General features: G+C 64.6%; 22 protein-coding genes and 1 riboswitch. Of the genes, 16 read left to right on the top strand and 6 right to left on the bottom strand.

The features are described 5' to 3' along the window. Nucleotides 1-84 precede the first annotated feature (84 nt). The 5 genes from Q6A47_RS05990 to Q6A47_RS05970 all read right to left on the bottom strand — a co-directional run bounded on the left by Q6A47_RS05990 (nt 85) and on the right by Q6A47_RS05970 (nt 4908). Nucleotides 85-1224, bottom strand: coding sequence for an FAD binding domain-containing protein (locus Q6A47_RS05990; RefSeq protein WP_304483545.1), 1140 nt, complete (start codon nt 1222-1224; stop codon nt 85-87). A gap of 48 nt (nt 1225-1272) precedes the next feature. Next, a complete protein-coding gene (locus tag Q6A47_RS05985) occupies nt 1273-1908 on the bottom strand; it encodes a DsbA family oxidoreductase (protein WP_304483544.1) in 636 nt (211 codons plus the stop codon). 109 nt (nt 1909-2017) lie between these two features. Then, nucleotides 2018-3241: an FAD binding domain-containing protein gene (locus tag Q6A47_RS05980; protein WP_304483543.1), complete on the bottom strand. Its 1224-nt coding sequence runs from the start codon at nt 3239-3241 to the stop codon at nt 2018-2020. Between the two features lie 27 nt (nt 3242-3268). Beyond that, the gene (locus Q6A47_RS05975) at nt 3269-3724 is read right to left on the bottom strand and encodes a VOC family protein (RefSeq protein ID WP_304483542.1); all 456 of its coding nucleotides are present in this window, start codon (nt 3722-3724) and stop codon (nt 3269-3271) included. A gap of 71 nt (nt 3725-3795) precedes the next feature. Next, a complete protein-coding gene (locus Q6A47_RS05970; protein WP_304483540.1) occupies nt 3796-4908 on the bottom strand; it encodes an alkene reductase in 1113 nt (370 codons plus the stop codon). A gap of 358 nt (nt 4909-5266) precedes the next feature. Here Q6A47_RS05970 and hda point away from each other — a divergent pair, with 358 nt between their 5' ends. The 3 genes from hda to Q6A47_RS05955 all read left to right on the top strand — a co-directional run bounded on the left by hda (nt 5267) and on the right by Q6A47_RS05955 (nt 7409). Then, on the top strand, nt 5267-5971 hold the full coding sequence (gene hda, locus Q6A47_RS05965; protein ID WP_304483539.1) for a DnaA regulatory inactivator Hda: 705 nt from the start codon (nt 5267-5269) through the stop codon (nt 5969-5971). 121 nt (nt 5972-6092) lie between these two features. Beyond that, the gene (locus Q6A47_RS05960) at nt 6093-6734 is read left to right on the top strand and encodes a C40 family peptidase (RefSeq protein WP_039579442.1); all 642 of its coding nucleotides are present in this window, start codon (nt 6093-6095) and stop codon (nt 6732-6734) included. Between the two features lie 135 nt (nt 6735-6869). After that, nucleotides 6870-7409, top strand: a complete 540-nt coding sequence (locus Q6A47_RS05955; protein ID WP_304483537.1) for a C40 family peptidase — start codon at nt 6870-6872, stop codon at nt 7407-7409. A gap of 37 nt (nt 7410-7446) precedes the next feature. Here Q6A47_RS05955 and Q6A47_RS05950 read toward each other — a convergent pair whose 3' ends face one another. After that, nucleotides 7447-8025 carry a hypothetical protein gene (locus Q6A47_RS05950; protein ID WP_304483535.1) on the bottom strand — a complete coding sequence of 193 codons (579 nt, stop codon included), beginning with the start codon at nt 8023-8025 and terminating at the stop codon, nt 7447-7449. A 138-nt stretch (nt 8026-8163) separates the two neighbouring features. Further along, nucleotides 8164-8379, top strand: a riboswitch (cobalamin riboswitch). Between the two features lie 147 nt (nt 8380-8526). Here Q6A47_RS05950 and cobO point away from each other — a divergent pair. The 13 genes from cobO (at nt 8527) to Q6A47_RS05885 (ending at nt 20666) form a co-directional block, all read left to right on the top strand. Further along, a complete protein-coding gene (gene cobO / locus Q6A47_RS05945) occupies nt 8527-9138 on the top strand; it encodes a cob(I)yrinic acid a,c-diamide adenosyltransferase (protein ID WP_029611860.1) in 612 nt (203 codons plus the stop codon). Then, complete coding sequence (locus tag Q6A47_RS05940; RefSeq protein WP_304483533.1) at nt 9135-10433, top strand: cobyrinic acid a,c-diamide synthase CobB; 1299 nt, start codon at nt 9135-9137, stop codon at nt 10431-10433. Before cobO ends, Q6A47_RS05940 begins: the two co-directional genes overlap by 4 nt. After that, nucleotides 10430-11080 carry a 5,6-dimethylbenzimidazole synthase gene (gene bluB, locus Q6A47_RS05935; protein WP_116888755.1) on the top strand — a complete coding sequence of 217 codons (651 nt, stop codon included), beginning with the start codon at nt 10430-10432 and terminating at the stop codon, nt 11078-11080. The genes Q6A47_RS05940 and bluB overlap by 4 nt, the downstream gene beginning before the upstream one ends. Next, nucleotides 11077-11985 carry an adenosylcobinamide-phosphate synthase CbiB gene (gene cbiB / locus Q6A47_RS05930; protein WP_304483531.1) on the top strand — a complete coding sequence of 303 codons (909 nt, stop codon included), beginning with the start codon at nt 11077-11079 and terminating at the stop codon, nt 11983-11985. The genes bluB and cbiB overlap by 4 nt, the downstream gene beginning before the upstream one ends. Beyond that, nucleotides 11978-12970: a threonine-phosphate decarboxylase CobD gene (cobD, locus tag Q6A47_RS05925; RefSeq protein ID WP_304483529.1), complete on the top strand. Its 993-nt coding sequence runs from the start codon at nt 11978-11980 to the stop codon at nt 12968-12970. The genes cbiB and cobD overlap by 8 nt, the downstream gene beginning before the upstream one ends. Beyond that, complete coding sequence (locus tag Q6A47_RS05920; protein ID WP_304483528.1) at nt 12967-14421, top strand: cobyric acid synthase; 1455 nt, start codon at nt 12967-12969, stop codon at nt 14419-14421. The genes cobD and Q6A47_RS05920 overlap by 4 nt, the downstream gene beginning before the upstream one ends. A 1-nt stretch (nt 14422) precedes the next feature. After that, the gene (gene cobU, locus Q6A47_RS05915) at nt 14423-14944 is read left to right on the top strand and encodes a bifunctional adenosylcobinamide kinase/adenosylcobinamide-phosphate guanylyltransferase (protein ID WP_029611855.1); all 522 of its coding nucleotides are present in this window, start codon (nt 14423-14425) and stop codon (nt 14942-14944) included. Further along, nucleotides 14941-15996 carry a nicotinate-nucleotide--dimethylbenzimidazole phosphoribosyltransferase gene (cobT, locus tag Q6A47_RS05910; protein WP_304483527.1) on the top strand — a complete coding sequence of 352 codons (1056 nt, stop codon included), beginning with the start codon at nt 14941-14943 and terminating at the stop codon, nt 15994-15996. Before cobU ends, cobT begins: the two co-directional genes overlap by 4 nt. After that, nucleotides 15993-16562, top strand: a complete 570-nt coding sequence (gene cobC / locus Q6A47_RS05905) for an alpha-ribazole phosphatase family protein (protein ID WP_116888747.1) — start codon at nt 15993-15995, stop codon at nt 16560-16562. Before cobT ends, cobC begins: the two co-directional genes overlap by 4 nt. Next, on the top strand, nt 16562-17296 hold the full coding sequence (locus Q6A47_RS05900) for an adenosylcobinamide-GDP ribazoletransferase (RefSeq protein WP_304483526.1): 735 nt from the start codon (nt 16562-16564) through the stop codon (nt 17294-17296). The genes cobC and Q6A47_RS05900 overlap by 1 nt, the downstream gene beginning before the upstream one ends. A gap of 105 nt (nt 17297-17401) precedes the next feature. Further along, nucleotides 17402-18589 (top strand): glycoside hydrolase family 5 protein, encoded by a 1188-nt coding sequence (locus Q6A47_RS05895; protein ID WP_304483525.1) that lies wholly within the window; start codon nt 17402-17404, stop codon nt 18587-18589. 159 nt (nt 18590-18748) lie between these two features. Then, nucleotides 18749-19951 (top strand): MFS transporter, encoded by a 1203-nt coding sequence (locus Q6A47_RS05890; RefSeq protein WP_304483524.1) that lies wholly within the window; start codon nt 18749-18751, stop codon nt 19949-19951. Between the two features lie 166 nt (nt 19952-20117). Beyond that, on the top strand, nt 20118-20666 hold the full coding sequence (locus tag Q6A47_RS05885) for a glutathione peroxidase (protein WP_304483523.1): 549 nt from the start codon (nt 20118-20120) through the stop codon (nt 20664-20666). Nucleotides 20667-20876: the final 210 nt, after the last annotated feature.

The following is a 20876-nucleotide window of genomic DNA, read 5'->3' as shown; positions in this document are numbered from 1 at the left end:
AACACCATCGGCCAAACGTCTGGGCAGTCGTTTGGCCGAAAGTGGGCAGCTTGAGCGGGGGGCGCGCGCAGGCGCCAAGCACATCTAAGCGGTGATGTTCATGATCCGATTACCCATGTCGATACCCCAGTCACTCATTGCTGTGCCCTCCTGCAGTGCGCTGACTTCCCAGCGTTTCAGGGCTGTGCTCAGGTCGTCGTGGCCCGCCAGTGCTTTGGCCAGGCTCACGGCGTTATGCGCCGCTTTGGCGGTGCTGCCTGCAGTGTGCGGGCGCGGGATGAATGCAGCATCGCCCAGCAGCAGCACGCGGTCGAACACCATGCGTGGGACTTTGAGGTCGAGGATCGACTGCACGAAAATGTCTTCGGTCAGTTCGATCAACTCCAGGAAGGCCGGGTTGATCTGTTCACGCGCGCGCTCGATGAACCGGCGGGCCTGCTCGGGAGCGATGGCGCCCGGTGGGATGGAATGTTCACGACGGCACCCGTTCTTGTCGGTGAGAATGGCATCGAGTTCGGGGCCAGGTGCCGCCTTCAGGTACCACAGCCAGTTGAAGCGGCGGCGCTGTACGTCGCTCGCGCCATCGACACCAGGGACCATGTACTCGAGCATCAGCGACTCCGCGTCTGGCTGGAACACGAAGTCCTCGTAGATCAGCGCCTTGGACGTTTCGGAGAGTCGCGGTTCTTCGACCAGCCCCCGCCACACCACGTATCCGGAGTAGCTCGGCACCACTCCCGGCAGTACCTGCTGACGTACTTGCGAGTGGCCGCCGTCCGCGCCGATCAGTAGATCGCCACGCACGCTCGTGCCGTCCTGGAAATACGCGACCACGGTGTCCCCATCCTGCTCGAAGTGGGTGAAGGTCTTGCCTCGGTGATAGTGATGCTCGGGCAACGCCTGATAGAGGTGGTGGTAGATGGTGTTCCACGAGGTCTGGGTTTGTGGGGCGTACTGCTTGCTCCGCGTATCACCGCGGCGGTTGAGTACGGTGCGGTTATGGGATCGCACGCCTACTGCCTGGTCCGGTTCGATGCCGGAGAATTTGAAGGCCGTGAGCACTTCAGGTTGCAGCACCACGCCACCACCGCGGCTGTCCAGCGCGGCAGGCGAGCGCTCGTAAATATCCACGTTCCATCCGATCGAGCGCAAAGTGTTGGCGACGAAAAGGCCGCTGAGCGAGCCTCCGATGATGATAGCGTTGGGTTGCTGTGCAGGGGTCATGCGGTGTTCCTCCAATTCGTCCGGCGAGGCCTGATCCAGGCGTGGCGTTCAAGCGTGATCAACGGCCATTTGCAAGGCATGCAGGAAAGCTTCCGGAGCCTGTGCGCCGCTGATCACGCCGGTGCCGATCTCGACCAGTGGCACGCTGCGTACCTGGCGTTCGCGCGCTTGGCGGTCCAACTCGAAAATGCGGTCGCGTCCCTCGTCACTGCGCAGGTAATCAGCGGCCTGTTCGGCGTTCAGGCCGACTTCTCCGGCCAGCGCGGCCAGTACCGCCACATCGCCGATATCGCGGCCTTGTTCGAAGTAGGCGCTGAAAATGGCGCCGGCCAGCGCATGGGCCTGGCCCTGAGCATCGGCCCAGAGCATCAGGCGGTGCGCGGCCAGCGTGCTGGGGGTACGGCGCATCGCCGGATAGTTGAAGGTCAGCGCATCGCCTTTGGCGGCGGCGACCGTTTGCGCGTCGAGCATCTGGCTGCGTTCCCAACTACCGAACTTGTTCGAGCGGTAGACCTTGCGGTCCATGCCTTCGGCCGGCATGTCAGGGTTGAGCAGATAAGGACGCCACTGATACTGCACCTCGGGTTTTTCCTCAAGGCTGTCCAGCGCCTGTTGCAGGCGGCGCTCGGCGACGAAGCACCACGGGCAGATGAAGTCGGAGGTCAAGGTAATGGTTAGATTCATGGCGTACACTCCATAGCGTTTTTGAGGTGAGTCGATGTTGGCACGGACCCCAGTGCCTGATAACAGGGGGGCATCGCTATTGAGCTTTGCGTGTTGCGCAATGCTTGGTTTAGAACTCGGGATCGACGGCGGTTTCTCGCATGACGGCTTCAGGCGTGCGATAGCGCTCGGCCATGGTGCGTTCCATGTCGCTCAGCAGCTGTGCTTGCATGTAGGCGCCCAAATGGCGCGCGTGCTGCACGATTGCTGCGCCATAGGGCGTACGACGCTGGCTGTACGACGCCAGTGCAGCGCTCACATCGGCCGTGCTAGCCAACGCGTTGACCAACTCCATGGCATCCCCGGCGGCTTTCGCCACGCCCATCCCGCAGTGCGGTCGAGCGACGAAGGCCGCATCGCCCAGCAGCGCGATTCGGCCGTGATTCATGCGCGGCACTTGCAGGTCATAGATCGGTTGGAACAGTGGTTGCGAGGTCTTCTCCACCACCTCGGTGAATGCTGGTGCCAGCAACCGATGTGCTGCCTGTCTCATGTCTTGAATGACCTGGCGGCGGATGAGTCCAGGTGGAATTCCATCGGGCCAGCGTTTTCCATGCTCGTCGGTCAGCATGTCGGCCAGTGCCTGCTGTTCATCGGTGGCGCGATACCAGACGAAGTTATAGCGTCGCTGGCCCACGCGCGTGCTGTCGAGTGCGCCAGCCACTGGGTAACCGAGGATTTGCTCGTGCGGTGGCAGGCAGAAGGCGAAGCGGTCGAACAGCGTTTGGCGCGTGGTGTCCGAAAGGTCCTGTTCCTCGACCAGGCCGCGCCAGGCGACATAGCCGGCATACTGCAACTGAGCCTCGGGCATCAGTTGTTGGCGGATTCGCGAGCGCAGTCCGTCAGCAGCGACCACCAGATCAGCCTCATGGACGCTGTTGTCATCGAGGATCACCCGCGCCCGGTCCGGTAAGTGCTGGACTGCACGTACGCTGCGTCCGGTCAGGTAGTGCTCGGCCGGCAGCGCCTGGTGCAGTACGTGGTACATCCTGCTCCAGGCCGTGAGTAGTTGCGGTAGCTCGTGTTCGGCCTCCACGGTGCCATCCTGGTGCAAGGTGACGCGGGTCGATACTCGTACCCCAAGGTCGTCGTCTACTTTCACGCCGGCCTTGAGCAGCCCATCGAGTAGTTGCGGATGGGTCACGATCCCCGCGCCGCGGCCTGTCAGGGCATCGGCTACACGCTCGAACACTTGCACTTGCCAGCCGTTGCGCAGCAGCAGATTGGCGGTGAACAGGCCGCCGAGTGAGCCGCCGACGATGATTGCGCGACGAGATGCTGAAGTCGTGTTCATGGGTATTTCTCCTTGGCGTTGAGCGGATCAGCGAGGCGTGTCGAGGCCAGCCGCTATCGCTTCGCTGGCTGGGAAGTTGAGTTCGAGGGTCACGCCGGAGGGGTCTTCGACGAACAGTTGATGCAGACCCAGGCTGGGAACCAGACGATCGCGCCAACGGTGACCGGCTGCCTTCAGTCGCTGGTGGAAGCCCTGCAGGTCGGTGGCCAGGAAGGCGATATGGTCCAGGGTTCCGGTACCTTCTGCCTGATCGCTTGCTCCGCCTAGATAGTCCAACAGACCGTGTGGATTGTCGGCGTCGATACCGATGATGTGCACCACGCCGAATTGCTGTTCGTCGTCTCCCAGGTACAGCCATACGCCTGGAAAATCGAACGGCGGGCGATAGCCCTCGCGCAGCCCCATCACGTCGATGTAAAACCGTCTGGAGGCTTGGAGGTCGGCGGTGCGAATCGAATAGTGAGCCAGTGTGTGCAAGGCCATGACGGGTGTCTCCGAAAAGGACGCCGACCGCTGCAGTTACCTGAATCGGCAAGCGTTGGCGTGTAGCCGGTTCAGGGGTGCAAGGGATAGTCGGTGTAGCCGCAGGCGTCGCCGCCGAAGAATGACTCTGGGCTGGGTGCGTTCAAGGCGAGTCCCTCGCGGATGCGCCGTGGCAGATCAGGGTTGGCCAGGAACGCCCGGCCGAAGGCGATCATGTCGGCGCGCCCGCTGGCCAAAGCCTGCTCGGCGCTTTGCGGGTCATAACCGCCGGCGACGATAAGTGTCCCCAGCCATGACTCGCGCATGAGTGACATCATTTTGTCCCAGGCAGGGTCATGCTCCTCTGCCCGGGTAGTCCCCACTACGGCGGGCTCTACCAGATGCAGGTAGGCCAGCGGCCAGCGGTTGAGTTGACGCGCGGCGTAGGTGAAGGTGGCTTCGGGCGTTTCGTCGCCCATGCCCATGAAGCGCCCCATGGGCGTCATGCGTACGCCGACCCGCTCGGCGCCAATCTCGCCAACGACCGCCTCGACGACCTCCAGCAGAAGCCGCACGCGCGAAATGATGCTCCCGCCATAGCGATCATTGCGCTGATTGCTGCTGCTGTTGATGAACTGGTCGAGCAGGTAGCCGTTACCGGCATGGATCTCTACGCCGTCCATTCCGGCACGTAAGGCGTTGCGTGCGGCGACGCGATAGTCGTGGATGATGGCGGCGATCTCCTCGATCGTCAGTTCGCGTGGCACGGGAATGTCGGCCCAGGTTCCATTGCCGTTGGCGTCGAGGATGAATGTCTGGCCGGGCACCGGTAGAGCGCTGGGACCGACCGGACGGCCGTTGTACGGTTGAAAGCAGGGATGGGACACGCGCCCCACATGCCAGAGCTGCATGAAGATCAGCCCCTTCTCCTGGTGAACGGCTTGGCTCACCGCACGCCAGCAGTGGACCTGCTTTTCTGTGTAGATGCCCGGCGTCCAGGCATAACCCTGGCCCTGCTGCGAAATTTGCGTGGCTTCGGTGATGAGTAGCGCCGCACTGGCTCGCTGACGATAATATTCAACGTTGAGTGGGCCTGGCGCCGCTGTGTGTCGATCAGCCCGGGAGCGCGTGAGCGGGGCCATGGCGATGCGGTGGGGGAGCATGAACGGGCCAAGTTGCAAAGGGCGTAATAGATGCTGGGTCACGGTAGCGATCTCTGGGGTGTGACAGCAGGGATTTGCCCGAATCCGCGAGCGCAGAACGAGCGCTTTTTATGACTCCACGCTAATTGAATTCAGGTTTGCTGATAATCCTGGTATAGAGCGAAGAATCTTTGCGTTTTTTGCGTAGAGTCTCGGCCTGCTTATTGCGTGAGTGCTTGGCCGTGGGCGGATCCAAAGGCCGTCGCGATATGGCTAAACCGCTACTAGGACCAAAAATCCAGCCAAGTCTTTGATTTGGCGGGCCCTCTTTCCTTGCCCGATTGTGCCGCCCGTCCGCCAGGTATAGACTTTGCACACTTTCACCAAAGGTCCCCTTTGGTCCTCGCGACCGCCAGCCAGCATGAAACCGATCCAGTTGCCCCTGGGTGTGCGCCTGCGCGATGACGCCACCTTCATCAACTACTATCCGGGCGCCAATGCCGCAGCATTGGGCTATGTCGAGCGGCTGTGCGAAGCGGACGCTGGCTGGACCGAGAGTCTCATCTATTTGTGGGGCAAGCAGGGGGCAGGGCGCACGCACCTTTTGCAGGCTGCCACTCACCGCTTCCAGCAACTCGGCGAGCCGGCGGTGTACCTGCCGCTGGCGCAATTGCTCGAGCGTGGCGTGGAGTTGCTCGATCACCTGGAACAGTACGAGCTGGTGTGCATCGACGACCTGCATGTGATCGCCGGCAAGGCCGATTGGGAAGAGGCGATGTTCCACCTGTTCAATCGCTTGCGCGACAGCGGCAGGCGTCTTTTGCTGGCGGCTTCCAGTTCGCCGCGCGAGCTGCCGATCAAACTGGCCGATCTCAAATCGCGACTCACCTTGGCGCTGGTGTTCCAGATGCGCGCCTTGTCCGACGAAGACAAGCTGCGCGCTTTGCAATTGCGTGCCTCGCGCCGCGGTCTGCACCTGACCGACGAAGTCGGACACTTCATTCTGACCCGTGGCACGCGCAGCATGAGTGCATTGTTCGATCTGCTCGAACGTCTCGATCAGGCCTCTTTGCAGGCCCAGCGCAAGCTGACCATCCCCTTCCTTAAAGAGACGCTTGGCTGGTAGTTCTGGAGGTCGCCGACGCCTTAGAACACAGAAGTCACATTTTCTTCGATAAAATTTGCAAATGATTCCGATAGAAGGCATAGTTTCCCCCTTCCAACGGATCCCAGACACGGTCGTGCCCATGCTGAAGCGCTTCGCACCCCTCGTGCCCCTCGCACTCGTGACCCTGCTTTTTGGCTGCGCGGCCCAAGGCCCAGTTTCCCAGCCCCAGGATCGCCCCTCGGTGACCGCGCAGAGCGCGGCCAAAGCCAAGGCTTCGCACTCGTCGGTGTTCGACGAGGAAGACCTGGCCACCGAAGAAGACCTCCAGGCCTTTTCCCGCAATAGCAAACCCTACGAGCTCCCGGTGCTGGCTGACAGCATTCTCGAGCGTGGCATGGCGCTGATCGGCACCCGCTACCGCTTCGGTGGGACCTCGGAGCAGTCCGGTTTCGACTGCAGCGGCTTCATCGGCTACCTGTTCCGCGAAGAGGCGGGCATGAACCTGCCGCGCTCCACCCGCGAGATGATCAACGTTGACGCCCCCAAAGTGGCGCGCAACAAGCTCAAGCCAGGCGACCTGCTGTTCTTCAGCACCAATGGCCGTGGCCGTGTCAGCCACGCCGGCATCTACCTGGGCGACAACCAGTTCATCCACTCCAGCAGCCGCCGCAGCGGTGGCGTGCGCATCGACAGCCTCGGTGATCGCTACTGGAGCAAGACCTTCCTCGAAGCCAAGCGCGCCTTGGCCATGGCACCGACCACCACGTTGTCACGAAACTAATAGCACTTTGCTGTACTCTCAACACGGCGACTGGCTGAAAAGCGAGTCGCCGTGCGCATTTACGAATAGCGTCTAATCTAAATTCTCAACTCTTTCATCGGCTGCGGCCGATCGGTTTCAGACAGGTTCTGACCCATGGCGATCATGACGCGCTTCGCATTCCTCTCGATGGTGGCCCTGCTCGCCGCCTGTTCCAGCCGTGCCCCCACTCCGCCACCCGCCGTCAAGCCGCCGGTGGTCTTCGTCGATCAACCGTCCTCTTCGCCAGTGGCCGACGATGTGCTGATCCGTGCCATCGGCCTGGTCGGCACGCCCTACCGCTGGGGCGGCAATACCCCGGACTCGGGCTTCGATTGCAGTGGTCTGATCGGCTATGTGTATCGCGATGCGGCAAACATCAGCCTGCCGCGTTCGACCCGCGAGATGATCGTCATGCGCGCGCCGACGGTGAACATCAACGCGCTGCAGTCGGGCGATCTGGTGTTCTTCGCCACCGCGGGCGGTTCCCGGGTGAGCCATGCCGGCATCTATGTGGGCGAGGGGCGGTTCGTGCATGCGCCGTCCAGCGGTGGCACCGTGCGCCTGGACTACCTGTCCAACAGCTACTGGTCCAGGGCCTACCTTCAGGCCAAACGAGTGCTCAATCCCTCGGGCCATCTGGCACAGAATCCCTAGCGGGCGGACGTGGGGCCGCTGACCGGCCCCTAGTGCTTCACGCCTGCTTGATCAACACCGCCACACCCGGGTGATACTGCCCTGCTTCGTTGTGCAGCTTGCGATAAGCGTAAGGGAAGTACCAGGCGATGGCGCAGGCCGTGTGCTTGCTCAGGTCGTCGACCATGTCCTGCAACTCTTCCGGGCTGGCATGCTGGCCGGCCTTCCACGGACTGATGAACAGAGCCCCCGCCTTGAACTGGCTGGGGTAGACCGACAGGCGCGCCAGTGCGGCGGTTTCTTGCAGGGCGGTGGCGAGGTCCAGTCGGGCGATCTTTGGCCAACGCTGCGCGGTAATCAAATGCAGGGATTGTTCGGCATCGGCGATGCACAGGTCGCAACGTCCCTCGCGGTCACCTTCGTCACGTTGTTTCTTGCCCTGATACTGCTGCAGCGCGACACGCTCGGCCTGCCAGGCGGCAGCGGCCAGCAGGCCGGCATTGGCCTGGGCGCCATGCCAGTAGGGGGCGTCGCTTTCACCGTGGATCTGATTGAAGCGGTCGATGCATTCGACCCAGCGCTCGAATACCGGTCGCAGGAACTCCAGGTGCGGGTTGTGGATGATCAAGCCTTGCATGACGCGTTCTCCTTTTATTTATGATCGCGTTCAGCCGATTGATGGCTATGTGATATCACTGCCTTGTTCTTCAGACAAGCGCCCTGAAGACTCGTTCGCCATCCGTGTTCAATTGACGCTCCCGGTGCAACCCTCTAACCTTCGCCGCGTGTTTCAGGTGCTCTGCGGACAGCCTCCGGCAGAGTGAAACTGGGAAGCCGGTGGGCGCCGCAGGGCGCGAGTCCGGCGCTGCCCCCGCAACGGTAGGTGAGTCAAGGCCGCGCATGGCCACTGGGCAGAGTCCGGGAAGGCGCGCGGTTTCGGGCCAGAGCCCAACTCATGAGCCCGGAGACCGGCCTGTCACTGCCAACGGCATCACGGAGGGTGATGCGCGCGGTCCCGTGGTCTGTCCGCGGCCATTGCGTGCTCCCGTCTGCGCCTGCCTGCCTTGATTACCTGTCGCTGCCTGGTGCCCACCCGCGAGTGCCCGACCGGCGCGTCGACAGCTTGCGGAGTACCCACATGAGCGAATCCCCCGAACGCGACGAACGCCACCTGGCGCGCATGCAGCGCAAGAAGGCGGTGATCGACGAACGCATCGCCAACTCCCCCAACGAATGCGGCCTGCTGTTGGTGCTCACCGGCAACGGCAAGGGCAAGAGCAGCTCGGCGTTCGGTATGCTCGCCCGCGCCATGGGCCACGGCATGCAGTGCGGTGTGGTGCAGTTCATCAAGGGCCGTAACAGCACCGGCGAAGAGCTGTTCTTCCGGCGGTTCCCCGAGCAGGTGCGTTATCACGTGATGGGTGAGGGCTTCACTTGGGAAACCCAGGACCGTCAGCGTGACATCGCTGCCGCCGAAGCCGCCTGGGAGGTGTCACGCGCGCTGCTGCAAGACCCTGGCGTGCAGTTCGTGGTGCTCGATGAACTCAACATCGCCCTCAAGCACGGCTATCTGGAGCTGGATCAGGTCCTGTCCGATATCCAGGCACGGCCACCGATGCAGCATGTCATCGTCACCGGCCGCGGCGCCAAGCCGGAAATGATCGAACTGGCCGATACCGTCACCGAGATGGGTATGCTCAAGCACGCCTTCCAGGCAGGAATCCGCGCGCAAAAGGGCGTCGAGCTGTGACCCCAGGCACTCGGCAATGCCCGGCGGTGCTGATCGCAGCCCCTGCCTCCGGCCAGGGCAAGACCACCGTCACCGCCGCCCTGGCGCGTCTGCACCGCAACCTTGGACGCCGGGTGCGAGTTTTCAAGTGCGGGCCTGACTTTCTTGATCCTATGATCCACGAGCGGGCCAGCGGCGCGCCGGTATATCAGTTGGACATGTGGATGATCGGCGAGGCCGAAAGCCGTCGCCTGTTGTGGGAGGCGGCTGCCGAGGCCGACCTGATCCTGATCGAAGGTGTGATGGGCCTGTTCGACGGCACGCCCTCGAGCGCCGATCTGGCGCGACATTTCGGCGTGCCGGTGCTGGCGGTGATCGACGGCACTGCCATGGCCCAGACCTTTGGCGCCCTGGCCTTGGGCCTGGCGCGCTATCAGCCCGACCTGCCGTTTGCCGGCGTGTTGGCCAACCGCGTAGGCAGCCTGCGTCATGCGCAACTGCTCGAAGGCAGCCTGACCGAAGGCCTGCGTTGGTACGGTGGGCTTTCCCGCGAGCGCGGCATCGAGCTGCCCAGCCGTCATCTGGGGCTGGTCCAGGCCAGCGAGCTGAACGACCTGGACGCACGCCTGGATGCCGCTGCCGAGGCGCTGGGCGCCAGTTGCGATGCAGCCCTGCCGCCACCGGTGAGTTTCGTCGAACCGCCGGCCCAGCGGCGGCAGGCCAGCCTGGCCGGCGTGCGCATCGGCGTGGCCCGCGACGAGGCTTTCGCCTTCCTCTATGGCGCCAACCTCGATTTACTGCGCGAACAGGGCGCCGAACTGGTGTTCTTTTCGCCGCTGCATGATAGCCAGTTGCCGATGGTCGACAGTCTGTATCTGCCAGGTGGCTACCCCGAGCTCCATCACCTTGCCCTGGCAGCCAACACGCCGATGTGCCAGGCGATCCGTGCGCATCATGCGCAGGGCAAGCCGTTGCTCGCCGAATGTGGTGGCATGCTTTATCTACTCGAGACCTTGACCGACGTGTCCGGCGAGCGCGCCGAGCTGCTCGGCCTGCTGCCAGGCGAAGCGGTGATGCAGAAGCGTCTGGCCGCACTGGCGCTGCAGACGGTCGAGTTGCCCGAGGGTGCGCTGCGTGGCCACACCTACCATCACTCGCTGACCAGCACCGACCTGGTTCCCATCGCCCGGGGCCAGAGTCCCAACGGTGGACGCGGCAACGAAGCAGTCTATCGACAGGGCCGGCTGACGGCCTCTTACGTGCACTTCTATTTTCCTTCCAATCCAGAGGCGGCGGCGGCGCTGTTGCGACCATGAACCCACATGCCTTCAGTGCGGCCGAGCGCGCGGCGGTCTATCGCGTCATTGGCGAGCGTCGCGACATGCGTCACTTCATCGGCGGCGAGGTGGCGCCGACGCTGCTCGCCCGGCTATTGGCGGCCGCGCATCAGGCACCCAGTGTCGGTCTGATGCAGCCGTGGCGTTTCATCCGCATCAGCCAGCCCACGCTCCGCGCGCGCATCCAGGCACTGGTCGAGCAGGAGCGAGTGCTCACCGCAGAGGCGCTCGGCGAGCGCTCCGACGACTTCATGAAGCTCAAGGTCGAGGGCATCGGCGAGTGCGCTGAAGTGCTGGTCGCGGCCTTGATGGATCAGCGTGAGCCGCACATCTTTGGCCGTCGCACGCTGCCGGAAATGGACTTGGCCTCGATCGCCTGCGCCATCCAGAACCTGTGGCTGGCCGCCCGCGCCGAGGGGCTGGGCATGGGCTGGGTGTCGCTGTTCGACCCGCAGGCGCTGGCCGAACTGCTGGGCATGCCGGCCGGTGCCCAGCCGGTGGCCGTGCTGTGCCTAGGCCCGGTGGCGCAGTTCTACGAGGCGCCGATGCTGGTGCTGGAGGACTGGGCCCACGAACGCCCGTTGAGCGAGATGCTCTACGAGAACCAGTGGGGGACGCCGGCATGAGCATTGCCTTGCTGACCGTGGCGGGCGTCGCGCTGGACGCGCTGCTGGGCGAGCCGCAGCGACGCCATCCATTGGTGGCCTTCGGCAACTTCGCCGCCCGTTTGGAGCAGCGCCTGAACGCCGGCGGACGGGGGTGGCGCAGCCACGGGGTCAGCGCCTGGTTCCTGGCGGTGGTGCCGCTGACCCTGCTGGCGCTGATCCTGTCCTGGCTGCCGGTCATCGGCTGGCTGGTGGAAGCCTTGGCATTGTACTGCGCGCTGGGCATGCGCAGCCTGGGCGAGCACGTGCTGCCAGTGGCCCAGGCCCTGCGCCAGGGTGACCTGGACGAAGCGCGGCGGCGCGTGGGCTACCTGGTCAGCCGGGAAACCGCCGAGCTGGATGCTCCCGCCGTGGCCCGCGCCGCCACCGAATCGGTGCTGGAAAATGGTAGTGATGCGGTGTTCGCCGCGCTGTTCTGGTTCGTCGTGGCCGGTGCGCCCGGTGTGGTGCTGTATCGCCTGAGCAATACCCTGGATGCTATGTGGGGCTACCGCACGGCGCGCTTCGAGCGCTTTGGCTGGGCGGCGGCGCGCATCGACGATGTCCTGAACTATGTGCCCGCTCGTTTGGTGGCGCTGACCTACGCGCTGCTCGGCAAGACCCGTCTGGCGCTGCGCTGCTGGCGCAACCAGGCGCCGCACTGGGACAGCCCCAATGCCGGCCCGGTGATGGCCGCCGGCGCCGGCGCCCTGGGTGTCGAGTTGGGTGGCCCGGCGGTGTATCACGGCGAGCTGCACGACCGTGCGCGGCTGGGCGAAGGGCTGGCGGCCGACGCCGACGCCATCGAGCGTGGCTGGAGCTTGGTGCAGCGCGGTGTCTGGCTGTGGTTGCTGGTGATCTGCCTGGGAGCCTGGCTGTATGCTTGAACACGGTGGACGTTTGTTGCGCGCGGTACGCGAATACGGCATCGCGCGTCAGGACTGGCTCGACCTGTCCAGCGGCATCGCGCCGTGGTCATTCCCCATTCCTGAAGTCCCGGCGCAGGCCTGGGCGCGGCTGCCCGAAGTCGAGGACGGCTTGGAGCAGGCGGCGCGCAGCTACTACGACGTGGCGCAACTGCTTGCCGTGGCCGGTTCGCAGGCGGCGATCCAGGCGCTGCCGCAACTGCGCCCGCGAGGTCGGGTCGGCGTGCTCTGGCCCTGTTACGCGGAGCATACACAGGCTTGGCGCCAGGCCGGACATCGCCTGCTGGAGCTCGACGAAACCCAGGTCGAGGACGCCCTGGACAGCCTCGATGTGCTGGTGCTGGTCAACCCCAACAACCCGACCGGACGCTGTGTGTCGCGCGAGCAGTTGCTCGACTGGCATGCGCGTCTGGCCCGGCGCGGCGGTTGGCTGGTGGTGGACGAAGCGTTCATGGACAACACGCCGGCCCTCAGCGTGGTCGATCAGGCCGGGCGCGCCGGGCTGATCGTGTTGCGCTCGTTCGGCAAATTCTTCGGCCTGGCCGGTGTGCGGCTGGGTTTCGTGATGGCCGAAGCACCGCTGCTGCAAGCACTGGCCCACGCGTTGGGGCCGTGGACGGTCAGTGGCCCGGCCCGTATCGTCGGCCAGGCCTGCCTGGACGACGTCGAGCAGCAACGGGCGCAGATCGAGCGCTGTGCTCAGGCCAGCGCGCGACTCGCCACGCTGCTCGAGGGCTGCGCGTTGCCGGTCAGCGGCGGTTGCGACCTGTTCCAGTACCTGCGCCATCCATGCGCCGCGCAGTTGCAGGACTTCCTCGCCCGTCGCGGTATTCTCGTGCGCCTGTTCGAGACGCCCTCGGCGCTGCGCTTCGGCTTGCCTGCCGATGCGGCGGACGAACAGCGCCTGCGTCAGGCCTTGCAGGCTTATCACAAGGAATCGGCATGACGACCCTCATGGTGCAAGGCACCACTTCCGATGCTGGCAAGAGCACGTTAGTCACCGCGCTGTGCCGCTGGCTGCTGCGCCAGGGCGTCGCCGTGGTGCCCTTCAAGCCACAGAACATGGCCCTCAACAGCGCCGTGACCGCCGACGGCGGCGAGATCGGCCGGGCCCAGGCGGTGCAGGCCCAGGCCTGCAACCTGGCGCCGCACACCGACATGAATCCGGTGCTGCTCAAGCCCAACAGCGATACCGGCGCGCAGGTGATCGTCCATGGCCGCGCGGTGACCAGCATGAACGCGGTCGCCTACCACGACTACAAAGCCATCGCTCTGCAAGCGGTACTGGCTTCGCACCAACGCCTGAGTGCGGCCTATCCCGTGGTGATGGTCGAAGGTGCCGGCTCGCCGGCCGAGATCAACCTGCGGGCCGGCGACATCGCCAACATGGGCTTCGCCGAGGCGGTGGACTGCCCGGTGATTCTGGTCGCCGACATCAACCGCGGCGGGGTCTTCGCCCATTTGGTCGGCACCTTGGAACTGCTTTCTCCGAGCGAGCAGGCGCGGGTGAAGGGGTTCGTCATCAACCGCTTTCGCGGTGACATCGCCTTGTTGCAGCCGGGGCTGGACTGGTTGGAGAAGCGCACCGGCAAGCCGGTACTGGGGGTGTTGCCCTACGTCACCGACCTGCACTTGGAAGCCGAGGACGGCATCGATCGACGCCAGTCGACCAAGGGCGATCGGCTGCTCAAGGTGATCGTGCCGGTGCTGCCGCGCATCAGCAATCACACCGACTTCGACCCGTTGCGCCTGCACCCGCAGGTGGACGTGCAGTTCATCGGCCCCGGCCAACCGATTCCGCCGGCCGACCTGATCATCCTGCCCGGCTCCAAGAGCGTACGTGGCGACCTCGCCCAGTTGCGTGCGTGTGGCTGGGAGCGCGCCATCGCCCGTCATTTGCGCTACGGCGGCAAGCTGATCGGCATCTGTGGCGGTTTGCAGATGCTCGGCCGGCACGTGCACGATCCGCTGGGCCTGGAAGGTCCGGCCGGGAGCAGCGAAGGCCTGGGTTTGTTCGACTACGCGACGGTGCTGGAAGCCGACAAGCAGTTGCGCAACGTCAGCGGCGTGCTGAGCCTGGAGCAGGCGGCGGTGAGCGGCTACGAGATCCATGCCGGCGTCACCCAGGGCCCGGCGCTGGAGCAGCCTGCACTACGGCTGGCCGATGGCCGCGCCGACGGTGCCCTGAGTGCGGACGGACAGATACTGGCCACCTACCTGCATGGCCTGTTCGAGGGCAGCGATTCGTGCGCGGCGTTGCTGCGCTGGGCCGGGCTCGAGGCGGTCGAGCGCGTCGACTACCACGCCTTGCGCGAGCGCGACATCGAGCGTCTGGCCGACCTGGTCGAACAGCATTTGGATACTGCGCATCTGCGTGCACTGTGTGGAGTCGCCTGACATGCGTAACCTGATTCTCGGCGGTGCCCGCTCGGGCAAGAGTCGCCTGGCCGAACAACTGGCCGTGGCCAGCGGCCTGCCGGTCACCTACATCGCCACCAGCGAGCCGCTGGACGGTGAGATGAACGAGCGCGTGCGCCTGCACCGCGAGCGTCGCCCGGCCGACTGGGGGCTGATCGAGGAGCCTTTGGCGCTGGCGCAGGTGTTGCGCGCCGAGGCGGCCGAAGGGCGCTGTTTGCTGGTGGACTGCCTGACCCTGTGGTTGACCAATCTGCTGATGCTCGACGATGCCCAGCGCCTGGCCCAGGAGCGCGACGCCCTGCTCGATGGCCTCGCCAGCCTGCCGGGCACGTTGATTCTGGTCAGCAACGAAAGCGGCTTGGGCGTAGTGCCCATGGGCGAGCTGACTCGTCGTTACGTCGACCTGGCCGGCTGGCTGCACCAGGCCGTGGCCGAGCGCTGCGAGCGTGTCGTGCTCACGGTCGCTGGCCTTCCTCTCACGCTTAAAGGACCTGCCCTATGACTTCCTCCTGGTGGCTCGAAGCCTGCCAACCCCTCGACCCTGACGCCATGGAGCAGGCGCGCGCCCGTCAGCAGCAATTGACCAAGCCGGCCGGCTCGCTGGGCCAACTGGAAACCTTGGCGGTCACCCTGGCCGGTCTGCAAGGCTGCGAGCGGCCGAGCCTGGAACACGTGGCAATCAGCCTCTTCGCCGGTGACCATGGTGTGGTGGAGGAGGGCACCTCCGCCTATCCACAAGCCGTGACCGGGCAGATGCTGCGTAACTTCGTCGGTGGAGGCGCGGCGATCAGCGTACTGGCGCGCGAACTGCGCGCGACGCTGGAGGTGATCGACCTAGGTACTGTCGATCCCACCCTGCACCTACCGGGCGTGCATCACCTGCGCCTGGGCGCTGGCACGGCCAACTTCGCCCGCCAGCCGGCGATGAGCGAGGCGCAATTGCAGGCGGCATTAGGCGCTGGCCGCGACAGCGCCCTGCGCGCCGCCAAGCAGGGCGCCCAGTTGTTCATCGGTGGTGAGATGGGCATCGGCAACACCACGGCCGCGGCAGCCGTGGCCAGCGCCTTGCTGGGCTGCGCGGCCAACCTGTTGAGCGGTCCGGGTACAGGCTTGGACAGCGCAGGCGTGCAACACAAAGCCGAGGTGATCCAGCGCGCGCTGGCGCTGCATGCGCTGTCTGGCGATGAGCCGTTGCGTGTCTTGGCCTGCGTCGGCGGCTTCGAGATCGCGGCATTGACTGGAGCCTATCTGGCCTGTGCCCAGCAGGGCGTGGCGGTGCTGGTGGACGGCTTCATCTGCAGTGTCGCCGCGCTGCTGGCCGTGCGCCTCAACCCGCAATGCCAGCCATGGCTGCTGTTCGCCCACCAGGGCGCGGAGCCAGGCCACCGCGCCGTGCTCGAAGCACTGCAGGCCCAGCCGCTGCTGGCCCTCGGTCTGCGCCTGGGTGAAGGCAGCGGTGCGGCGCTGGCGGTGCCGCTGATGCGTCTGGCATGCGCGCTGCACGGGCAGATGGCGACTTTCGCCGAAGCGGCCGTGGCGGATCGCCCGGCATGATCCTCGACCTGCTGCGCCATGGCGAAACCGAATGCGGTGGTGGGCTGCGGGGCAGCCTGGACGATGCCCTGACCGCCCAGGGCTGGGCGCAGATGCGCGCTGCGGTGAGCGAGGGTGGTCCCTGGGACGTGCTGGTCAGCTCGCCCTTGCAGCGCTGCGCACGCTTCGCCGAGGAACTGGGCGAGCGCCTGGCGCTGCCGGTGCAGGTGGAGGCGGGAGTGCGCGAATTGCATTTCGGCGAGTGGGAGGGGCGCAGCGCGGCGCAGATCATGCAGACCGAAGCCGATCTGCTCGGGCGTTTCTGGGCCGATCCCTACGGCTGCACCCCGCCCGGCGGTGAGCCGGTCAGCCATTTCGCCGAGCGCGTGCAGCGCAGCGTCGATCAGTTGGTGCGTCGATATGCGGGTCAGCGTGTGCTGCTGGTGACCCATGGCGGCGTCATGCGCCTGTTGTTGGCGCGCGCGCGTGGCTTGCCACGCGAGCACCTGCTGCAGGTCGAGGTGGGGCACGGAGCGTTGCGGCGTCTGGACGTGGCGGCCGATGGCCAGTTGACGGAGCGGGCGTGATGCTGCCGTTCTGGATTGCCTTGCAGTTTTTGAGCAGCCTGCCGGTGACGCTGGCGGGCATGCCCGAGCCGCGGCAGATGGGACGTTCGCTGCTGTTCTACCCTGCAGTCGGGGCGTTGTTCGGCGTGTTGCTGTGGGCGGCCAGCGCGTTGTTGCACAGCACGCCGGCGCCGCTGCAGGCTGCCTTGCTGCTAGCGCTCTGGGTGCTGCTCAGCGGCGCGCTGCACCTCGATGGTCTGGCCGACAGCGCCGACGCCTGGCTGGGCGGCTTCGGCGATCGCGAGCGCACCTTGCAGATCATGAAGGATCCGCGCAGCGGGCCGATCGCTGTGGTCACACTGATGCTGGTGCTGCTGCTCAAGTTCTGTGCCCTGTGGGTGCTGGTCGAGCGGGGAGCGGGTGCCTGGCTGATGCTGGCGCCGATCCTGGGGCGCACGGCCTTGCTCGGGCTGTTCCTGTGCACGCCTTATGTGCGGGCTGGCGGTCTGGGGGCGGCCTTGGCGGAACACCTGCCTCGGCGCGAGGCGCGCGGAGTGCTAGCGGGAAGCGTGGCCGTCTGTGTAGTGCTTGGTGGCTGGACGGCGATAGGAGTGGCCCTGTTGGCGCTGCTGGTGTTCGTCGGGCTGCGTCGGCAGATGTGCCGGCGTCTGGGCGGCACCACGGGCGATACCGCTGGGGCTCTGCTGGAGTTGATCGAGTTGGCCGTCGTAGTCGGTTTGGCGCTGGCGGGCTGATCGGTCTGGAGGCGTCAGTTCGGAATCGCCCTTCATGCATAGCAGATACTTCCCGTGATTAGCGAGGCTAGGCTCGGTGCTCTTCGACTCATCAGGACACCCGCCATGCGTGACCGACTGCTCGCCAGCTTGCTGGCCCTGACCCCGCTTCCGGCGTTGGCCGCCGATCTGATCGCGTTCTGGGACGAACCGCGCCACGGCGCCAACAGCTTCAATCGACTGCCGCCGGATCAAGCCTATTTCGACGCCTTGAAGGGCTACGGTGCGTCCTGGGTGCGATTGTCCTATGACAAGTGGCAGCCCGCAGGAAGGGATTTCCTGCTGGGAGATGCCGATGAATACGCGGGTTTGACTCAGGCCGATCTGCAGACCTTGGTAGCGGTGCTGGATCGTGCGCATCGCTCGGGCCTGAAGGTGGTCATCGCGCCCCTGTCGTTGCCGGGCATGCGCTGGGCGCAGAACAACCAGAACCAATTTGACGATCGTCTATGGCAGGACAAGCGCTACTGGGAGCAATCCGCGGCTTTTTGGCGCGATCTGGCCAAGGCGCTGAAGGATCATCCAGCGGTGGCTGCATTCAATCTGGTCAATGAACCAGCCCCTGAAAAGCGCGGCGGTCTGGCCGAGCATGCCGCGCTGGCTGACATGCAGCGCTGGTATGACCAAGTCCAAGGCAGTGCCAGGGATCTGCCCGCGTTGTCGGCCATGCTCTTGGAGGCTATCCGCACCGTGGACGACAAGACACCGGTGATGGTCGACGCTGGCTGGTACGCGGCGGCCGACGCTTTTGGCTATTGGCCCACGCCGTTGGCAGATAGCCGGGTGCTGTACAGCGTGCACATGTACGAACCTTACGTGGCCACGTACGCGCCGAGTATCACAGGCGATCGTGCATACGCGTATCCGGGCACCGTACCCTTCGCTGCGGGGACCGAGCGCTGGGACAAGCAACGCGTAGCCGACTACCTTCAGCAGCCCGTACGCTGGGCGCAGCAGCATGAATTGCCGATATCACGACTGGTGGTGGGCGAGTTTGGCTGCATGCGCCGCTTGGCGGGCTGTGGCGCTTACCTGGAGGACGTGCTGGCGGCGCTCGATCGCTATCGCCTGCATTGGGCGTTTTATGCCTTTCGCGAAGATGCCTGGGATGGAATGGACTACGAGCTGGGTACGGACAAAGTTTCGTGGCGTTACTGGCAGGCAGTCGAGGAGGGTAAGCCGGACCCGTTATCGCGACACCCGGGGCCATTGTTCCAGCCGATCCTGCAGCGCCTGGGCCCAGGCCCCCAATAGAAAACGCTTGCACGCCCCGATCAGTCGGTATAAACGCTTGAGGCTGATACAGGGCGCTCACGTTGTGTCGTTGGGCTGCACAGCGCGGCGCACGATGACCTCGACGAATCGGCACTAGACCTGGGCGCCCGCCTTTCGTGATGCCTGGAGATAACAACAATGACTTCCCTCTGGCGAACCAGTGGCTGGGTGCTGCTTGGCGCTGCGTTGATCCTGGCGCTGTCGCTTGGCGTGCGCCACGGTTTCGGTTTGTTCCTGGCGCCGATGAGCACCGACTTCGGCTGGGGCCGTGAAGTCTTCGCCTTCGCCATTGCCTTGCAGAACCTGATCTGGGGCTTGGCCCAGCCTTTAGCCGGTGCCTTGGCCGACCGCCTGGGCGCGGCGCGCGTGGTGATCGTCGGTGGCATTCTCTATGCCCTGGGGCTGGTGCTGATGGGTATGGCCGACTCGCTGTGGTCGTTGTCGCTCAGCGCTGGGCTGCTGATCGGTATCGGTCTTTCGGGCACCTCGTTCTCGGTGATCCTGGGCGTGGTGGGCCGCGCGGTAGCCCCTCAGCAGCGCAGTCTGGCCATGGGCATCGCCAGCGCGGCGGGATCGTTCGGTCAGTTCGTCATGCTGCCCGGCACGCTTGGCCTGATCCAATGGTTGGGCTGGTCGGCGGCGCTGCTGGTGCTGGGTTTGCTGGTGGCGTTGATCGTGCCCTTGGTCAGTATGCTGCGTGACCGTCCGCTGCCTCGCCTGGATGGCGAACAGACTTTGGGTCAGGCACTGCGCGAGGCCTGCTCGCATTCGGGCTTCTGGCTACTGGCGCTGGGCTTCTTCGTCTGCGGGTTCCAGGTGGTGTTCATCGGCGTTCATCTGCCGGCCTATCTGGTCGACCAGCATCTGCCGGCAAGTACCGGGACTACGGTGCTGGCGCTGGTCGGGCTGTTCAATATCGTCGGCACCTACACGGCCGGTTGGCTCGGCGGGCGGCTGTCCAAGCCGCGTCTGCTGACCAGTCTTTATCTGCTCAGGGCCGTGGTCATCGGGTTGTTCCTGTTGGCGCCGGTGACTACGTTCAGCGCTTACCTATTCGGTATTGCCATGGGATTGCTGTGGCTGTCGACGGTGCCGCTGACCAATGGCACCGTGGCGACTGTGTTTGGGGTCCGCAACTTGTCCATGCTCGGTGGCATCGTGTTCCTGTTCCATCAACTAGGGGCATTCCTGGGAGGCTGGATGGGGGGTGTGGTGTACGACCGCACGGGCAGCTACGACGTGGTCTGGCAGATTTCCATCCTGCTCAGTGTGCTGGCGGCGGCGCTCAATTGGCCGGTGCGCGAGCGGCCGGTCGCGCGTCTGCAGGAGGCTGCGGCGTGAGGCGCTGTGGCTTGCGTGGCTGGCTAGCAGCGGGAGCCCTGTTGTTACTGGCGTTGGCGTGGTGGGGCTGGCAGCGCGGGGGACTGGCGCTCATGCAATTGGGCATGGGAGTCTGTTAGGCGCTAACCTGCTAGGTTAACGAAACGTCTTGCAGGAGTATCAGACTATGCGCCTTCGCTGGCTTGCAGTGCCCTTGGCCTTTACGGCTGTCGCCTCCAGTTGGGCGGCCGACTGTCCAGCGTTGTTGCAGGGTAGCCTGCCGGAATTGCGGGGCAAGGGGCAGGTGGATCTTTGCCAGCGCTATGCGGGCAAACCGCTGGTGGTGATCAATACGGCCAGCTATTGCGGGTTCGCTCCGCAGTTCGAAGGATTGGAGGCGACCTATAAGGCCTATCATGAACAGGGTTTGGAAATGCTGGGAGTGCCCTCCAATGATTTCAAACAGGAAGACGCTGATAGCGAGAAAACGGCCAAGGTGTGTTATGCCAACTATGGCGTGACCTTTACCATGACCAAGACTCAGGCGGTGCGGGGGGATGATGCCATTCCGTTATTTGCTGAGTTGGCCAGGCAGAGTAGTGCGCCGAAGTGGAATTTCTATAAGTATGTGGTGGATCGTCGGGGGAAGGTGATTGGGCAGTTTTCCAGTCTGACTAAACCGGATGATCCGGCGTTTGTTGGGGCTATTGAGAAGGCGATTGGGTCTAGGCCTTAGTTTGGGTTTTGGGTTTTGGGTTTGAGTGAATATCCGTTGGCTTTGGTGAGGCTTAGTCACCTTTTCGCCTTTACGGCGACCCCCTTAATGAGATGGTCACCCCGGCACCCTACGAGGCGTACGCTTTCGTAGGGTGTTTTTACTTCGGAGACCGTCATCATGAGCAACGTGACCCTGATCGGCATCGACATCGGCAAACATACCTTCCAC

It is taken from the genome of Pseudomonas boreofloridensis (assembly GCF_030580795.1).
Lineage (GTDB): Bacteria > Pseudomonadota > Gammaproteobacteria > Pseudomonadales > Pseudomonadaceae > Aquipseudomonas > Aquipseudomonas boreofloridensis.
The sequence above is the reverse complement of the archived record's forward strand: the minus strand, read 5'-3'. Positions and strand labels throughout refer to the sequence as shown.

What these genes read in the sequence shown, in the direction of transcription:
- Q6A47_RS05980 (WP_304483543.1), bottom strand. Translation starts at nt 3,241, where the DNA reads ATGAACACGACTTCAGCATCTCGTCGCGCAATCATCGTCGGCGGCTCA.
- Q6A47_RS05900 (WP_304483526.1), top strand. Translation starts at nt 16,562, where the DNA reads ATGCTGCCGTTCTGGATTGCCTTGCAGTTTTTGAGCAGCCTGCCGGTG.
- cobU (WP_029611855.1), top strand. Translation starts at nt 14,423, where the DNA reads ATGCGTAACCTGATTCTCGGCGGTGCCCGCTCGGGCAAGAGTCGCCTG.
- Q6A47_RS05950 (WP_304483535.1), bottom strand. Translation starts at nt 8,025, where the DNA reads ATGCAAGGCTTGATCATCCACAACCCGCACCTGGAGTTCCTGCGACCG.
- Q6A47_RS05985 (WP_304483544.1), bottom strand. Translation starts at nt 1,908, where the DNA reads ATGAATCTAACCATTACCTTGACCTCCGACTTCATCTGCCCGTGGTGC.
- Q6A47_RS05890 (WP_304483524.1), top strand. Translation starts at nt 18,749, where the DNA reads ATGACTTCCCTCTGGCGAACCAGTGGCTGGGTGCTGCTTGGCGCTGCG.
- cbiB (WP_304483531.1), top strand. Translation starts at nt 11,077, where the DNA reads ATGAGCATTGCCTTGCTGACCGTGGCGGGCGTCGCGCTGGACGCGCTG.
- Q6A47_RS05955 (WP_304483537.1), top strand. Translation starts at nt 6,870, where the DNA reads ATGGCGATCATGACGCGCTTCGCATTCCTCTCGATGGTGGCCCTGCTC.
- cobO (WP_029611860.1), top strand. Translation starts at nt 8,527, where the DNA reads ATGAGCGAATCCCCCGAACGCGACGAACGCCACCTGGCGCGCATGCAG.
- bluB (WP_116888755.1), top strand. Translation starts at nt 10,430, where the DNA reads ATGAACCCACATGCCTTCAGTGCGGCCGAGCGCGCGGCGGTCTATCGC.
- cobD (WP_304483529.1), top strand. Translation starts at nt 11,978, where the DNA reads ATGCTTGAACACGGTGGACGTTTGTTGCGCGCGGTACGCGAATACGGC.
- cobT (WP_304483527.1), top strand. Translation starts at nt 14,941, where the DNA reads ATGACTTCCTCCTGGTGGCTCGAAGCCTGCCAACCCCTCGACCCTGAC.
- Q6A47_RS05990 (WP_304483545.1), bottom strand. Translation starts at nt 1,224, where the DNA reads ATGACCCCTGCACAGCAACCCAACGCTATCATCATCGGAGGCTCGCTC.
- hda (WP_304483539.1), top strand. Translation starts at nt 5,267, where the DNA reads ATGAAACCGATCCAGTTGCCCCTGGGTGTGCGCCTGCGCGATGACGCC.
- Q6A47_RS05885 (WP_304483523.1), top strand. Translation starts at nt 20,118, where the DNA reads ATGCGCCTTCGCTGGCTTGCAGTGCCCTTGGCCTTTACGGCTGTCGCC.
- Q6A47_RS05920 (WP_304483528.1), top strand. Translation starts at nt 12,967, where the DNA reads ATGACGACCCTCATGGTGCAAGGCACCACTTCCGATGCTGGCAAGAGC.
- Q6A47_RS05975 (WP_304483542.1), bottom strand. Translation starts at nt 3,724, where the DNA reads ATGGCCTTGCACACACTGGCTCACTATTCGATTCGCACCGCCGACCTC.
- Q6A47_RS05895 (WP_304483525.1), top strand. Translation starts at nt 17,402, where the DNA reads ATGCGTGACCGACTGCTCGCCAGCTTGCTGGCCCTGACCCCGCTTCCG.
- cobC (WP_116888747.1), top strand. Translation starts at nt 15,993, where the DNA reads ATGATCCTCGACCTGCTGCGCCATGGCGAAACCGAATGCGGTGGTGGG.
- Q6A47_RS05960 (WP_039579442.1), top strand. Translation starts at nt 6,093, where the DNA reads ATGCTGAAGCGCTTCGCACCCCTCGTGCCCCTCGCACTCGTGACCCTG.